Annotated in this window: 13 protein-coding genes and 1 other RNA gene; 4 read left to right on the top strand and 10 right to left on the bottom strand. The window is 60.8% G+C overall.

From position 1 onward, the window contains the following. Positions 1 to 425 precede the first annotated feature (425 nt). Positions 426 to 3,368 (top strand): HrpF/NolX family T3SS translocon protein, encoded by a 2,943-nt coding sequence (locus ACCQ06_RS02435; RefSeq protein ID WP_316690028.1) that lies wholly within the window; start codon positions 426 to 428, stop codon positions 3,366 to 3,368. Between the two features lie 695 nt (positions 3,369 to 4,063). Beyond that, a non-coding RNA gene (locus ACCQ06_RS02430) (sX9 sRNA) lies at positions 4,064 to 4,139 on the top strand. Positions 4,140 to 4,397: 258 nt separating this feature from the next. On the opposite strand, the gene ACCQ06_RS02425 is transcribed toward ACCQ06_RS02430, so the two are convergent. Then, positions 4,398 to 4,562: a hypothetical protein gene (locus tag ACCQ06_RS02425; protein WP_316690027.1), complete on the bottom strand. Its 165-nt coding sequence runs from the start codon at positions 4,560 to 4,562 to the stop codon at positions 4,398 to 4,400. Positions 4,563 to 5,142: 580 nt separating this feature from the next. On the opposite strand from ACCQ06_RS02425, the gene hap3 reads away from it, so the two are divergent. Together hap3 and xopF1 are read left to right on the top strand one after the other, a co-directional pair. Continuing rightward, entirely contained in the window at positions 5,143 to 5,589 is a 447-nt protein-coding gene (hap3, locus tag ACCQ06_RS02420) for an Hpa3 family type III secretion system protein (protein WP_104614303.1), read from the top strand. Then, entirely contained in the window at positions 5,586 to 7,580 is a 1,995-nt protein-coding gene (xopF1, locus tag ACCQ06_RS02415; RefSeq protein ID WP_316690026.1) for a type III secretion system effector XopF1, read from the top strand. Before hap3 ends, xopF1 begins: the two co-directional genes overlap by 4 nt. Before the next feature lie 142 nt (positions 7,581 to 7,722). Here xopF1 and ACCQ06_RS02410 read toward each other — a convergent pair whose 3' ends face one another. The 9 genes from ACCQ06_RS02410 to sctS form a co-directional block, all read right to left on the bottom strand. Then, a complete protein-coding gene (locus ACCQ06_RS02410; RefSeq protein WP_104614301.1) occupies positions 7,723 to 7,980 on the bottom strand; it encodes a hypothetical protein in 258 nt (85 codons plus the stop codon). 142 nt (positions 7,981 to 8,122) lie between these two features. After that, a complete protein-coding gene (gene hrpE / locus ACCQ06_RS02405) occupies positions 8,123 to 8,338 on the bottom strand; it encodes an HrpE family protein (protein ID WP_228323003.1) in 216 nt (71 codons plus the stop codon). Positions 8,339 to 9,211: 873 nt separating this feature from the next. Further along, positions 9,212 to 10,318: a pectate lyase gene (locus tag ACCQ06_RS02400; RefSeq protein WP_316692481.1), complete on the bottom strand. Its 1,107-nt coding sequence runs from the start codon at positions 10,316 to 10,318 to the stop codon at positions 9,212 to 9,214. A 165-nt stretch (positions 10,319 to 10,483) separates the two neighbouring features. Then, complete coding sequence (locus ACCQ06_RS02395; RefSeq protein WP_316690025.1) at positions 10,484 to 10,966, bottom strand: CesT family type III secretion system chaperone; 483 nt, start codon at positions 10,964 to 10,966, stop codon at positions 10,484 to 10,486. A 55-nt stretch (positions 10,967 to 11,021) separates the two neighbouring features. Then, entirely contained in the window at positions 11,022 to 11,297 is a 276-nt protein-coding gene (hrpE, locus tag ACCQ06_RS02390) for an HrpE family protein (RefSeq protein ID WP_228322890.1), read from the bottom strand. An 84-nt stretch (positions 11,298 to 11,381) separates the two neighbouring features. Continuing rightward, positions 11,382 to 11,624 carry an Hrp regulator HrpD6 gene (gene hrpD6, locus ACCQ06_RS02385; protein WP_228322889.1) on the bottom strand — a complete coding sequence of 81 codons (243 nt, stop codon included), beginning with the start codon at positions 11,622 to 11,624 and terminating at the stop codon, positions 11,382 to 11,384. A 10-nt stretch (positions 11,625 to 11,634) separates the two neighbouring features. After that, positions 11,635 to 12,582 (bottom strand): HrpD5 family protein, encoded by a 948-nt coding sequence (hrpD5, locus tag ACCQ06_RS02380; protein WP_316692480.1) that lies wholly within the window; start codon positions 12,580 to 12,582, stop codon positions 11,635 to 11,637. Beyond that, positions 12,579 to 13,400 carry a 4-hydroxyphenylacetate catabolism regulator HpaA gene (locus ACCQ06_RS02375; protein WP_316690024.1) on the bottom strand — a complete coding sequence of 274 codons (822 nt, stop codon included), beginning with the start codon at positions 13,398 to 13,400 and terminating at the stop codon, positions 12,579 to 12,581. The genes hrpD5 and ACCQ06_RS02375 overlap by 4 nt, the downstream gene beginning before the upstream one ends. After that, on the bottom strand, positions 13,397 to 13,657 hold the full coding sequence (gene sctS, locus ACCQ06_RS02370) for a type III secretion system export apparatus subunit SctS (protein WP_002802878.1): 261 nt from the start codon (positions 13,655 to 13,657) through the stop codon (positions 13,397 to 13,399). Before sctS ends, ACCQ06_RS02375 begins: the two co-directional genes overlap by 4 nt. Positions 13,658 to 13,660: the final 3 nt, after the last annotated feature.

Raw genomic sequence — 13,660 nt, 5'->3', positions numbered from 1 at the left:
GGCAGCGCCAAGTCGAGCAACGTCCAACCTACAAGCGCTGCGGTGCAGTTTCTTGAAGAGTCGCTGCTGCGGCTCCCACGTCCAACCAGCGGTAATGGCCAAAGTTGCTGCGGCAAGCGCGCTATGCAGTGAGGTCACCACGCAGTTGAGGACTGGTGCCCTCCCCTGCGCAGCCCACGGCAACGCTCCGTTGTCTCGTGGGCGCACCCAGGGGCAAGCCTGTCTTACCTCGACGGCAGCTCGAACGCTTTCCGACTGCGCGCATTTTCTTGCGCTTTTTTCGCCAAAATAGTTCATCCGCGCATGCATCCCGTAGCGAGAGTGGCAACATTTGTGCTCGCCGCATGAGACATGCCGTGTGATCGTATGAGCATGTACTCATATGCAGCCGCTCTGTCCTGCTTTGTCACTGCGAGGCCGCATATATGTCGCTCAACACGCTTTCGACCGGGAGTAACGCCGGTCCGCTTCCACCGCCAACGGATGACACGTCGTGCCCGGAGTTGCTCGGATCCGAGTCGGGCATGAACGACTCCGATCTGTTGCTTGCGATCGACAACATGTTCTTGCAGCAGATTTACCGGCTGATTGCCGCCACCTACCGCAATGCCCCAATCAATGGGCCAGACTGCGAGATTCCGGGCAGTCAGCCAGATAGCGGCGGCATTCCGGAGTCCACGCCTTCAGCTGACGACATGCAAGCCAGCCAGCCGATCGAAAAACGCACCTCCTGGCCAACGCTATCGACCGCGTTCGATGCCAAGGACATCAAGGGATCCAAGCTGCCGCCTGCGGTAGAGGGATCGTCGGTGACCTGGGACGGCGGCACGCTCACCCCATCGGAACTTCAGATTGTTTCCACACTCAATCAGCACAAGGACAAGATGCCGATTGAGTTCAAAAAACTCGACGACAAGATCAATGATCCATCCACGCCTCCCGATCTGAAGAGCGCGCTGCAAGGCTTGCAGAAAGACCCGCGTCTGTTCTTCGCCATCGGCTCGCAGGGAGACGGCAAATGCGGCGGCAAGATCAAGGCAGATGATTTGTGGGATTTTGCGGACCATCATCAACAGGTGACCGACCTGGGCGGGAAGAATGCCGAATTCAATCCCAAGAATATGAAGGGATCCACGCCGCCTCCTGCCGCAGAAGGTTCATCGGTGACCTGGGACGGCGGCACGCTCACCCAGTCCCAGCTCGATATCGTCTCCACGCTCAATGCGCATCGCGACATGACGCCGATCGAGTTCGCCAAGCTCGATGAAAAGATCAACGACCCGGCCACCCCGCCGGACCTGAAGAAAGCGCTGCAAGGCCTGCAGCAGGACCCTGGCCTGTTCTTCGCGCTGGCATCGCAGGGACACGGCAAACACCACAAAGACGATCAGGGCAAGTGCAACGGCAAGCTTATTGCCGCCAACCTCTACGACTTTGCCGACCGCCATCCGCAGGTGACGGAGCTGGGTGGAAAGAACGCGACCTATAATCCCGAAAAAATGAAGGGAAGCGAACTGCCACCTGCGGTGGACGGCTCGTCGGTCACATGGAAAGACGGGACGCTTACGCAGAACGAATTGGAGATCGTCACTACGCTCGATCGCCACAAGGACCAATTGCCGGTCGCGTGGGCCGATCTCGATGCGAAGATCAACGATCCCGCGACCCCGCCGGATCTGAAGAAGGCCTTGACGGAACTGCAGAAAGACCCGCGGCTGTTCTTTGCCATCGGCTCGCAGGGCGATGGCAAGTGTGGCGGCAAGATCAAGGCCGGCGATCTCAGCAAGTTCTCGGCCGGCCACGCGCAGGTAGCGGAGTACGCCACCAAGCAAGCAAAGGGCTACACGCAAAACTATGTAGCGTCGGACAGCCCGGATAAGACCCAGGCGACGGTCATGACCGAAAGCGATGCGATGCGCGAGTTCTATCGCTACTCGGACTATCTACCGAAGGATCTGAACCAGGACGCGTTCAAGCAATTGGTCGAAGGCGACAGCAACACCAAGAAGTCCCCACCGCAGGTCATTGCCGCCGCACAGTACTTCCGCGAGCACCCCGATCAGTGGAAGACCTTGGCGGGAGACTCTGGTTCGATGAGTACACCGGATTTCCTGCAGAAATCCGCATCGCAGATGCACCTGACCGCACCCGAACTCAACACGCTGGACACCATCAACAGCCACCAGGACGCGTTCTTCGGCGATGGCAAAGAGGTGACCCGCGACAAGCTCGATACGATCATCAAAGACGATAAAGCGGACCCCGCAGTTCGCGACGCCGCCAAGCAGCTATCGGAGGACCCGCTACTATTTGCCCTGTTGAACAACTCGATCACCGGCTACAAGAAGCCCCACAGCTTCTTTGGTGGCGGCCACACCGTCGACTCAGGCAAGATCAGCCAGAAGGACTTTCACCAGTTCTACGATCATATGAGTGCGGACAACAAGACCGTGGAGACATCGCCTACGCACGAAGCCACATCGCCGGAACAGAAAAAGGCTGTCGATGACATGTTGATGGGCAAGGCCGATCAACCCGATATCAAGAAGAAGAAAAAGGATATCGGCACCGTTGGTAAGGGATTACACGAGTTCCTCAAGTGGGACAGCAAGATCATGGACTGGGCCTCTGTCGGGCTAAGTGCACTGAACGGCATCCCCATCATCGGTGAGGTGGCCGACGCAGCCGCGCTGGCATTGGAGAGCGAAGCGCAGGCAGCGCAGGTGATCGACACCGCAATGCAAGGTGGCAACATGTCGCTCGCGTGGAAACTCGCCGGCATCAACATGGCTGGGGCGGTAGTGGGCGCTGTCGGTGGGCCCACGGCCAGGCTCGCGGCCAAGGGGGTAGCCAAAGGGGTTACCGAGGGCGCAGCCAAGGTGGCAAGCGAGAGCGCGACCAAGGGGGCAACTAAGGGGGCAACCGAGGGCGCGACCGAGGGCGCAACAAAGGGTGTCACTAAGGGTGCAACCGAAGGTGCGACCAAGGGGACAACCAAGGGCTCGACCGAGGGTGCAACCGAAGGTGCGACCAAGGGGGCAACCAAGGGCTCGACCGGGGGTGTAACCAAGGGAGGAGGCAAGGGGGCAGCAGAGCGGCAAAAGCCCATTGATGGAGTCAAAGGTTATTTAGTAGGTAGCAGTATTAGTAAATCGGTTGAAATGCTGAAAATTCCTGTTTTGGCAGGCTTGCATTATGAAGAGATCCAACTGGATAAACAGAGGAAAGATGGCGACATCCGCCAGAATCTCGAAAATGCAGGCGGAGTACCGTTAGGAAAACAGAATATTCCAAGGGGAATCGCCGACAACTTCGAGGCGGATACCAAGGAAAATCTCAAGGGCTTGAGGGGTGGGCGCCGTCGATAGTGGTCGCTCTCGGACGATGACGGTGCGCCAGTAACTTACAATCGCGAGGATCGTTCGATTCGCCAAGTAGGTGTTGCCAGAGAACTTTTCCACCTTTGGCACGACTCACAGAACGTGGCAAGTAGTTGTCATCGGAGGTATGTACGGCGCATTCGGAACCTGCGGTACATGCCCCGCCGAGCATCGGCTGCGCCCGCCTGGCGGTGAGCGCAGTCGGCTTGTCTGCTGCTGTAGGGCAACGCTAGTCACGTCGCCAGGTCGTTGTGAATGACTGGTCTGGAACAGTGGCGTCGTTTTGCGCGCGTAATCGCGATATTAGCGGCGCCCGTTCGGTGAGTTTATGGTCGACTTTTGAGACTTCGGCGTCGTGCGGCTGTCTTTATGCCGGCAGTCGACCGCACTCCAGAGACAGGTGTCGCCCCCCAGCGCCACGAAGCTGCTGCGGTTGGCATCCTCTCCCATTCCCGGGTGAAGCGGCGCACAACAGGACTGCGTTCTGCGTCAGGCGGGCGCGGCCCTTGCTCGGGTTCTGAGCGCCCCGTCCATACCCACCTGACGACTGCTCGCCAGGTTTTTTAGCCGCTCCTGGCACGCTCGCGTAGCAATCCCTCCATGCAATGATGGAAGACACTTAGAGCCGCTAACAAAACTACTGTGCAGCCGCCAGGCGGGCGCGGCCGGTGCTCGGAATCCTCATGTACCACCCGTACACTCCGGTTCCTCCGCGCCGTCCACACCCACCTGACGACTGCTCGCTACGTTTTGTTAGCCGCTCTTAATTATCGACCCTTCCGCTAATTTTGGCTGTCTCCCGACGTCGGATATTTCTCAACCAAAAGCCTTGGCGTGTCGATGAATGCCTTTGCGTCATGCCGTATATCGCCTTGGACGGCTTCATATACCACCTTAACTACTGGCTCTCCACCGACAAGACGCTTGATAATATTCTGTAGCCGTCTTGCAGTCTCTTCTTGCGCTAGATTCATGGCAGTCTCGAAGCCAGCCCGCATGTTCGAAGCGAGCGCCGCCTCAGATTTGCTTATCGATGGCGTCGCGGCGTTCAACGGTGATGCGGAAGGTGGCGTCGGGCGCGGTGACCGGGCGGGACGATGCCTGAGCACGTGCCGCGTGGATTGGTCCAGCGTGGGTGTGCGTGGCAATCGATCGTTGCGGCGGCGTCTGCGGTGCATGCATCTGCGCCTGCTCAGCGTGTGGCGTAGATGTGCGAGGAGCGCCTGGCCACCCCGCGAAAAGATGCGCATCATCAAAGCGCCAGAACGATAGAAAATAATAAATGGAGCAGACGGCATTTTGGCACTCTGCCAGGGTAGGCGATTGGTTAATGCACTAGCGGAAGGAGCGACGCCTGCGCCCAAGCGACGGTCGCCTTGCCACAAAATTGCCTGCCGTTTTCGATACAGGTCACCCGGACACTGGCTACTACTACTGCGCACCAGCCCGGCCAGCACGCGCCTCATACTTCGGCCCAAGATCGGAAGCCTGGATTAACTGACTGTCGTTGGCCTGCGGGCCCATGCAGACCACTGGCACGCACATTCTGTTACGACTGCTTCTAGGGCCAACCATTTACGTTGGCGCCTAGGTGCAGGAGGTATGACACAGGTCTCGGTTGCGCTCTTTCCAGCCGGCCAACTTCGTGTGCAGCGCGATTGGTTCGCTGCACCTTGCTCGGGTGTTTATCCGGAGAAAGACACTGTTTGCTAATGAAGTGACGCATTGGCAACGCAGTCCATTTTCTACCGGAGTTTTTCAGATGACGTTGGAATCAGACAGTCACCACAGCGCGAACACCGCGTTCTTCATCGGTCTTGGCGCCCATCTCGGATTGCCCGGCGAGCTTGCGCAGCGACTCGGTGAAGGCGAAACCATCCTTGGGCCCGCAGGCATGCTGTGCCGCGTTCATACGCAGATGCAGCAGGGCGAGCTGACGGCGTTTCCGGAAGTGATCCTGCCACTGGCCGCACGCGAACTCGATCGCGATGAGGTGGTAACCCTGTTGGCGCTGCAGGAACAACTGCTGACGCACTACGGCTGGCGGCTCACGCTCTCCGATCTTGGTCTGCTATGTGTCTGTCCGTTGCTGCTCGAGCGCACGCCCGACGCTGTGGCCGCCGCGCTGGACCGCGGGCAAGTGGTCGCCCGCGTGGTGCTGGACGCACTGGTGTCACAGACCGGCAGTGCGGCCGAGGTGGCCTCATGAAGCTCACGCGCGATAGCACCGCTTCAGATGTCCGCCAGGCGTCTGCCGCTCACGCACATCAACCGCACGTAGAAGAACCCACCGTATCGCAACAGGCACGGTTGCCATCGGGGCCGCTGGAAGGCCTGTCCTCGCCAGGCGCTGGGCTACGCGGCCGTCGCGCTGCGCTTTCCCGTCGCACGCCGGCCGACACAATCCGCACCGAGACGTCCCTTGACGCGTCACAGCGCTCGGACATCTCTGATGCCACGTTCTATAGCGCTCGCATGACGCTGGCCTCGCTCGACGACGCGTCATCGGTCACGTCCGCTGCCGATGCGACCTACGCCGAGCGCAGCGCACTGGCGGTCGACCGTATAAAGACACAGATACGTATGCGCCTGGGTGCACTGCCGTTTGCAGATCCCTCCCAGGAGCAGGAAACCCTGGAGGCCGCATATCTTGAATGGGCTGATGCACGCGTGCAGGAACGCGTCGCTGCGTTCGGCCCGGATAGCGGCTACCAGGTCGTCGGCGATATGAAGGCGGCAGGCGCAGAGGCATCGCTGCCGATCGCTTACGAATGCCTCAAGGCCTTCATCGTGGGCGCGATGCGCAGCCCGGTCGGTCTCGCGGCAGGCGCGGTCTATGACGGCACGCGTGCGCCTGGATCGGAGACGCTGAGCAATGCGACCCTTTCCGGTGCGGTGGCGGGTCTGGCGTCCTACACCAGCGATACGCTACTGATCCCGGCAATGGATCGGCGCGCACGCGTCGCCAACTTGCCGCGTTTCCAGGCAATCGATCCCAAGATCCTGGTGCCCGATCCGCCGCCGGTCTTGCTGGAAATCACCGCCGAAGGCAAGCGGTTCACGCGCCCCGGCGAGGGCAACACCGCAACGCTCCCCGAGCTCAAGGCGCACACCTACGACCTGCGTGCCGGCGTCACCCAATGGCAATCGACCCTGGACGACAAGTCCCTGGACACCTTGTTGCTCAAGCCCACGATCAACGCCGGATTCAATGCAGCGCGACGGACCTCCGACGACCCGGGCACACGCACCCCGGCCGGCCAACTGGGGTTGAGCATGCTTGCCGTTGGCGGGGCCGGGGTCGTGCAGAAGGCGATGCTCGAAACCGGCAAGGCCGTTGCGCGTACCGGGCAGATGAGCGTGCCCGACTTGCTTGGCGGACAGCAGCGGTTGAACCTGTTTGCGCTGGCATTGCCGGACAACGAGCGTCGGCCTGCGCAATGGTCCAGCGCCGTGCGTTTCCCCAACTATTTGCTGGAGACCGCAGTGGAAGGCCTGGCGTTGGCCAAACAGGCCTTGAGCACCACGAACGCGATGACCACTGCGGTACGCGATCTGTTGAGCCGCCATATGCTCAGTAACGTGATGGGCAATATTGCCTCGCTTGGCGCCAGCCGCCTGATCGCTGCACCCTTGCGTGGTGGAAACGAAAGCGGGGCGGTTGCCGGCGAAGCCGCCAACTCCAACGCAACGGTCTTGCAACAGGCGGCGCAGACCCTGTTCAACGATACGGTCTGGAATGCGCTGAAGGCCAAGAACGGTGCCAACACCACCCAGGCGACACGACTGGATCAGGAACGTGCCGTCGCAGCAACCAAGTATCGACGCACCATCGCACGCACGCTTCAGGCGCTGGCCGAACCCATTGATGAAGCGATCACGATGTTTTCAGGGCCGACACCGGCAGCAATTACGCGCGCCATGGAGGAAGGGGAGCAGCTTGCGCTTGCATCAGGGCCGCTGGCCCAGAGCGTGTTGCGTGACGCCTTGGAGATATTGCGCACGGAGATCCAGACGCAGTCCATCTCGACGGCGACCATCGACACCGTGCTCGATCACCTGCACGCTGGGCAGGCGGCGATGCTCGGCGGCGTGCCGCGCAACGACCTGACCCGCACACTGGAGACCGAGTTAAAGACGCTCAGGCGCGCATTGCACGAGAGCGAGGAACTTCGCCAATGGGAAAGCGGCCGGCCGTGAGCGATGGGGCTGGTAGTTGATCGACTGGCGCATGGCGCGCCGCAACGACAGACGCAGACGCCGCTGCGTCTGTCGCTTGCTGGCGCTCCCCGTGCGCGCCAGGCGCCCGCTGCAGCCGGTGATGTGTTTGCGTGGTCGCGCGTTACAGGTCGATGTCATCGTGCAAAGGAACGCGCACGATCAGCATGATGACCACCGCATCGTCCAATCCGAGTTGCGCCTGGTCCTGCGCGTACACCGACAGATTGGGCTCGCGCAACAGCCGAAGAACCATCAAGCTCGGTCCGGTAGCAGCAACGTCGTAGCAGATGCGCAGGTGGATTGTGTCTTCTTCCAGCGCCTGCGGTGCGTCGCGGCCGGTCTGGGCTTGGGGCACGAGCAGATAGGCTTCACCCAGCACGGCTCAGCTGAGCACCGCCTGCGCACCCGGTAGGTTCAATGATTCGCACATCTGCCGGGCGATCATTTCGGATCGGGTGTTGCTTATCTGCCGTGCAACACGCGCAGGGCGATGGACTTACCCTGCATCATGTCAAAGGCAGTTACTGACCGACCAGGCATTTTGCGTTGTCGCCGGCCTTGCCGATGAACTTGTTGAGCGATACGTTGAAATCGAGGTCGTTCTTGAGCATGGTGATCCTGTTGTTCATGCGCTTCTGATCCGCATCGGAGGTGCCGAGATCGCCGAGCAACGAATCGAGCTGCTGGTGTGCCACATGCGTTGCAGCGGCACCGGGAAATCGCCCATGGTCGTTGATCTGCTGCAGCGCATGTTGCTCCACAGAGGGGTATTCTCCAATTCGCAGCGTCTCATCTTGCTCCACGAATGGAAATTCGCCCATTGACGAGGTCTGATATTGCTCCACAGTTGGATATTCGCCCATCCGCAACGGCTGATGCTGCAGAGATGGGTCTCCGTCTGGTTGCACCATCTCATACCGATCGAAAAATGAATCTCCGCCTCTTTGCAGGATCTCGTGGTCTCCAACGGATGGATCGCCGCCCCTGTTTCGAGGCCTGCCGGGACGCGCCCCCAAGGATGCCCTCAGCCCTGATAGCTCCGGCGATTGCGGCATGGCCATGCTTGCAAAGCTGGGCGCAGTGGAAGGTTCAGATGACTGGCCTCTGTCATGTATGTCACCTGATTCAGACGCGGCAGGTTGCGTCGGCCCGGATAATTCGGAGAGGGGAATTCTCATGTCTATTCACCTGCCGTCCAAAATACGCAGTGTGGCCAGCGTAAAAAAAAGGGAGGTTATCCACCCCACCCGCTTACTTTTCACCCGCTTACCGCTAGTGATGATGCGGATCTGGAAGATTTCGACATTCATCCGAAGCAATATAGTGGTACCGCGATCTGCTGGCCGGAAGGAATTGAAGCGAACTCGCCGGCCGGAAGCAGGCCGTGAAAATTCTTTGCTCACAGCACGTTGGCTTGCTTGGGTTTTGTCCCCAGTCCCTGTCGACTCCCGACCTGGGTGCACTTTTGACAGGACTGCGAACAGGCTAGCGAAAAGCGGGCTAGCGAACATTTGTTGGGTTACGGCGCACGGCACAAGCCAGTCGGCGGATGCTGCAATCAAACACAGCATCCGCCGGGCAAACGACGCGCAGCGCGGGTAACTCCGGCGTCAGCCGCTGTAGGCCTTATGGCCAATACGTGTCGCTCCGATGGCCTGGGACGCGTTGGGGGCAATCACCTCGTCGGGCGCATCGGTCTTCAGGTTTGCCAGCGTCACCGTCGCGCCGGGCGCGTCGGTACGGAACACCGCCTCCTTGACCTGATTGAACTCGCAATTCTCGACCTGAAGATGCGAGTCGATATCGGTATGCCCACCATTGGTACGGAACACCTTGCCGGCGCCGTTGACGGTGTCGCCCGACATCACCACGTCGGCAGCGCCGTTGTCCTGCACGACCTTGTCGGCGGCATTGTTGAACGTGCAATTGATGATCTCGACTTTCGGACGTCCGTTGACCTCCGGGCTGCAACCGGCGATGCCCGCATCATGCGCACGGTTGCCCTGCCCATCGATGGTGACCGCATCTTCGCTGACATCTTCGTTGACGCAATTGACCATCTTGCCGCTGCCCAAGAAATGCACGCCGTCGCCACCGCCTTTCATGCGGACATTGCACAGGCTGCCACCGTCCTCGACGATGAACTGCGGTTTCTGGTGCTCGTCTTGATTACCCTTGCCCATGCAGGGCCCACCGATGTAAGTCTGGCCCTTGCCGTCGAATACCTCGCCCTTGTGCACTACGATGGTGTCGTTCTGCACTCCGGCTGGCGCAGTGACGACCTTGCCGGGAGGAAGTGGCGCCTGCGGACCGGTTGGCCCGGGCGTCACCGGCTGGCCGTCGGTAGGCGAGGTTCCCGGTTGACTCGGCTTTGTGGTGGGCGATGCACCGTTGCCCACTCCCGTGCCGGAGGTGCCGCCGTTGCCTGTGTTATTGCCGCCGCTGCCATTGCCAGTACCGCTGCCGTGTTGTTGTCCGCCGGCATTGGTCGAAGAGGGCGGATTCGATGGCGGCATCGATGGTGTTGGAGTGGGGTTGCCCTGTGGCTGACCGTCATTGGACGGCTGATCCTGTGGCTGCATCATGTCCATGAACATGCGTTGCATGCAGTACGCCAGCATGCTCATGATGACCGCGGTCAAGACCTGCTGTTGCGACAGGGAGAATGAGGACGGTTGTAAGCTTGCAGTGGTATGTGAGGGGATGGCGAGACTCATTGGCAAGTGTCCTTGCGAGAGATGAATGGCGGACGAAGAACTGCGATGGGCAATCACGGCGCATCCGTTGCGATGTACTATCGCGCAACGGATGCGCAAGGCTTCAACACCGTACTGCGCAGTAGTGCATTTCTCTGAGTCGGCATGCATGCAAGGCCGATCACCTCACGCACGTAGCCAAAGATAATTTCCCGTCGCGATTCCTTCGAACATTTCGTCGTGTGCAATGAAGATGTTGTTGTTCCAATACCGGCCATGCTCGGCATAGTGGGCGAGCAGATCGCAGATCCATGCACCGTCGACATCGTCGTCCAGGGGAACCCGCACCACCAGAACGATCACGCCGGCGTCGTTCAATCCCAGTTGCGCCTGGTCCTGTGCGTACACCGATAAATTGGCTTCCAGCAACAGCCTGAAGACCGTCAAGGTCCGTCCCGCAGGAGCAAGGCCGTAGGAGATGCGCAGGTACAATGCTTCTTCTTCCGGCACTTGCTGTGCGTCATCGTCGGCCGGCGCGGCAGGCGTGTGCAGATAGACTTCAAACCCTTCTACCCAGAGCACACGACTGCTCAGCACCGCCTGCACATCCGGCAGGTCCAGTGCTTCGCACATCTGGTGAACGATCCCTTCGAATCGGGTGCTGCTCATCTGTCGTACGACATGCGCAGGGCCATCCACCGGCCCTGCGTCATGTCAGGGCCTATTAATTGCCAACCAGCTGCTTCGCGTTGTCGCCTGCCTTGCCGATGAATTTATTGAGCGCCACGTTGAAGTCAAGTTCGTTCTTCTTCGCGGTCAGATAGTTGTTCATGCGCTCCTGTGCTGCCGCTGAACTGCCAACGCCACCCATCAGACTATCCATCTGATTTTCCGAAGTCTGGGTGGTGGCGTGATTGTCCCACCGGCTTGAGAGGTCTGATTTAAACAGATCCCCGCCCTGGCCAAGTCGCGGCCCTATCGATTGTAAATCAGTCGTCATGTAAATACTCCTTAGCTAAAGAGAAGTAACGTGGAGCGCCTGCAGGCGCGTTTTACCTGGTCGGAACGACCAAGAAATCGATGGTCAAGGCATTCCCGCAACGTGCGCGACGATCTCGCGCGCGGCATTGATGCCGTCGTGCAAGACGGTGAAATCGTTGCGCGTGGCCTGATCGCTCGCTGCGGACCAGTGCACACGCAGTTGTTGCGCTGTCGTGTGCAGCGCTGCCTCGATGTCGCGTAGTCGCTCACCGGAGACATCCAGCGCCTTTGTCTGCAGGAGCTTGTTCATATCCTGGGTGACCGTATCGGTCATGGCATCGAACATGGTGCGGTTCTCATGGCGCCGCTTGCTGCGGCAGGGAAGTCAGGTGCTTGGTGCCGTCCGGTGTCTCCACGTAATTCAGGCCTTCGACCAACAGGGCGGCGTCGTAGTTCGAAGGCGGTTTTACCGACGGGTCCTGCTGGGTGATGTCCACATGCAGCTTGCGGATCTCCGGGCCCAGATCGCTACGCAGGTCGGCGATCCTGCCGATTGCGCGCTCCGCGTTGTCGCTGCTGCCGGCGATAGAAAACACCCCTTGCCCGTCGTAGCGCACGCTCAGATCGCGGTCGGCCAAGGTGTCGCGCAAGGTCGCCAGCACCTCATCCACCACCACCACATCGACCGTGGCCGCATGTTGGTAGCGGTGCAGCTGTGCGCGCAGGCGTGCCGCATCTGCGCTGCTCGGCACCAGCCCCTCGACGCGCACGTGCGTGCCGACCTGCTCTACACGGGCTTCACGCAGGCCCAGCCGTTTCAGCACGGAGGCGACCTGGTGGAGCTGGTTGTCCTGGCTGGGCGTGGGAGCGGCATGGGAGAGAAACGCCGGCAGCAGGGACGGCAGCAACGCTGCGGCGGCCAGCGCTAGCATGGCGCCCACCACTGCGCGCATCGCAGTGCGCCTGGACTTGCGGGCCGGAGGCGCGTCAGGCGCGGCGACGGGGGACAGCAACCTCTCCAGCAGCGCGACGTCGTCCGGCCACTCGGCCGCAGCGTCGCCGATGCAGAGCACCAGCGGACCAAAACGTACTGGATGCAACCCAACAAACGGAGCCGTTGGCAACGCGTCACTGCGATAATGAGCTTGACCATCTGCATCCACCTCGATGATAAGCGAGCAACCAGGCCAGTCTTCTATCCGGATCTCGGCTTGGGAATCGGCGCCTAACGTATAGCTGCCTGGCTGCAAATCTAATCGTGCGCCGGCGTGTATTCCCGTCAGTATGCGAAGTTGCATGGTCATGCGCGAATCCCCTGGGCAGTTCCATCGTGGTGTTCCATCAGCAGCGCGTTCAAACATGTGATGCCGCGTGCGCAATCAGCGGGTTTGCGCGGTTTTCCAGCGCTGATCAGCATGAGCGGCAGCAGCAAATAATAGCTACGCAGCGCCGGTGCGCATTCGGGTTGCGCGCGCACCATGTCCACCAGGCGTTTGCGCAATGTTTCCATGCCTTCGGCCAAGGTATCGGTCCGGCCCGCTTGCAGGTGCTCGCGCATCAACATCCAGACCATGGTGGTCAGCGGTGCGGCGGCCGGATGGGCAGCGCCGATTTCGCCCAACTCCACGAACGCAGCGGTGAGGGCGTGTTGTCTAACCGTCTGGTCGGCGGCGCGCGTTGCCGCATACCGATCGATGACTGCCTGGACATCCGCACGCACAGTGTCGTCCACGCGTACCGGCGAGGCGCTTGCCCGTGGCATCGCGTGCGGATCGCCGGCATAGGCGTGACCGCCATCGCCGTGCTGATTGTCCTGGCTTTGCCCCTGGCCTTGCGACTGCGGGACGGCGATGCTGACGCGGCCGCGCAGCGCCGAGATGCGTGCCGCTTCGGCTTCTTCCAGCTCGGTGGCGTCGAGTTCGTCGTCCTGCCCTTCCAGCGCCCGCATGCCCCGCCGCCGCCGGCGTGGCGGAGCCGCGCGCAGACGCGGTGCATGCGGTGCCGCATCCGCCAGCGGCTGCACGGCAGTGCCAGCGTGCGACCCATCGGCGTGGTGGTGCGATGCGCCGTGCGCGGTGGGCAACGACGGCGGCACAGCGCCTGACGAGATGCGCCGGATCATGGGAACGCCGCCTGCATCAGCGCCTGGCCGAACTGCATGATTGCCGACGCGCCCCAGGGCGCGGTGACCGCAATGGCGGCCACCACCACCACCAGCTTGAGCGCGAACGAAATCGACGCATCCTGCAGCGACATCACTGCCTGGATGAAGGCGATCAGCAGCCCAGCCAGCGCAGCGACACCGACCACCGGCAACGACACCTTGAGGCAGAGCAGCAAGGCTTCGGAAGTGAATCGCACCAGATCGTCATGGTCCATGGC

The sequence above is a fragment of the Xanthomonas sp. NCPPB 4467 genome, from assembly GCF_041475665.2.
In the GTDB taxonomy this organism is placed as follows: domain Bacteria; phylum Pseudomonadota; class Gammaproteobacteria; order Xanthomonadales; family Xanthomonadaceae; genus Xanthomonas; species Xanthomonas dyei.
Note: the sequence above shows the minus strand (reverse complement) of the source record. Positions and strands in the feature narration are given on the sequence as shown.

What these genes read in the sequence shown, in the direction of transcription:
- hrpD5 (WP_316692480.1), bottom strand. Translation starts at nt 12,582, where the DNA reads ATGACCATGCAACTTCGCATACTGACGGGAATACACGCCGGCGCACGA.
- hrpE (WP_228322890.1), bottom strand. Translation starts at nt 11,297, where the DNA reads ATGACGACTGATTTACAATCGATAGGGCCGCGACTTGGCCAGGGCGGG.
- xopF1 (WP_316690026.1), top strand. Translation starts at nt 5,586, where the DNA reads ATGAAGCTCACGCGCGATAGCACCGCTTCAGATGTCCGCCAGGCGTCT.
- ACCQ06_RS02400 (WP_316692481.1), bottom strand. Translation starts at nt 10,318, where the DNA reads ATGAGTCTCGCCATCCCCTCACATACCACTGCAAGCTTACAACCGTCC.
- ACCQ06_RS02395 (WP_316690025.1), bottom strand. Translation starts at nt 10,966, where the DNA reads ATGAGCAGCACCCGATTCGAAGGGATCGTTCACCAGATGTGCGAAGCA.
- hap3 (WP_104614303.1), top strand. Translation starts at nt 5,143, where the DNA reads ATGACGTTGGAATCAGACAGTCACCACAGCGCGAACACCGCGTTCTTC.
- sctS (WP_002802878.1), bottom strand. Translation starts at nt 13,657, where the DNA reads ATGGACCATGACGATCTGGTGCGATTCACTTCCGAAGCCTTGCTGCTC.
- ACCQ06_RS02375 (WP_316690024.1), bottom strand. Translation starts at nt 13,400, where the DNA reads ATGATCCGGCGCATCTCGTCAGGCGCTGTGCCGCCGTCGTTGCCCACC.
- ACCQ06_RS02425 (WP_316690027.1), bottom strand. Translation starts at nt 4,562, where the DNA reads ATGCATGCACCGCAGACGCCGCCGCAACGATCGATTGCCACGCACACC.
- ACCQ06_RS02435 (WP_316690028.1), top strand. Translation starts at nt 426, where the DNA reads ATGTCGCTCAACACGCTTTCGACCGGGAGTAACGCCGGTCCGCTTCCA.
- hrpD6 (WP_228322889.1), bottom strand. Translation starts at nt 11,624, where the DNA reads ATGTTCGATGCCATGACCGATACGGTCACCCAGGATATGAACAAGCTC.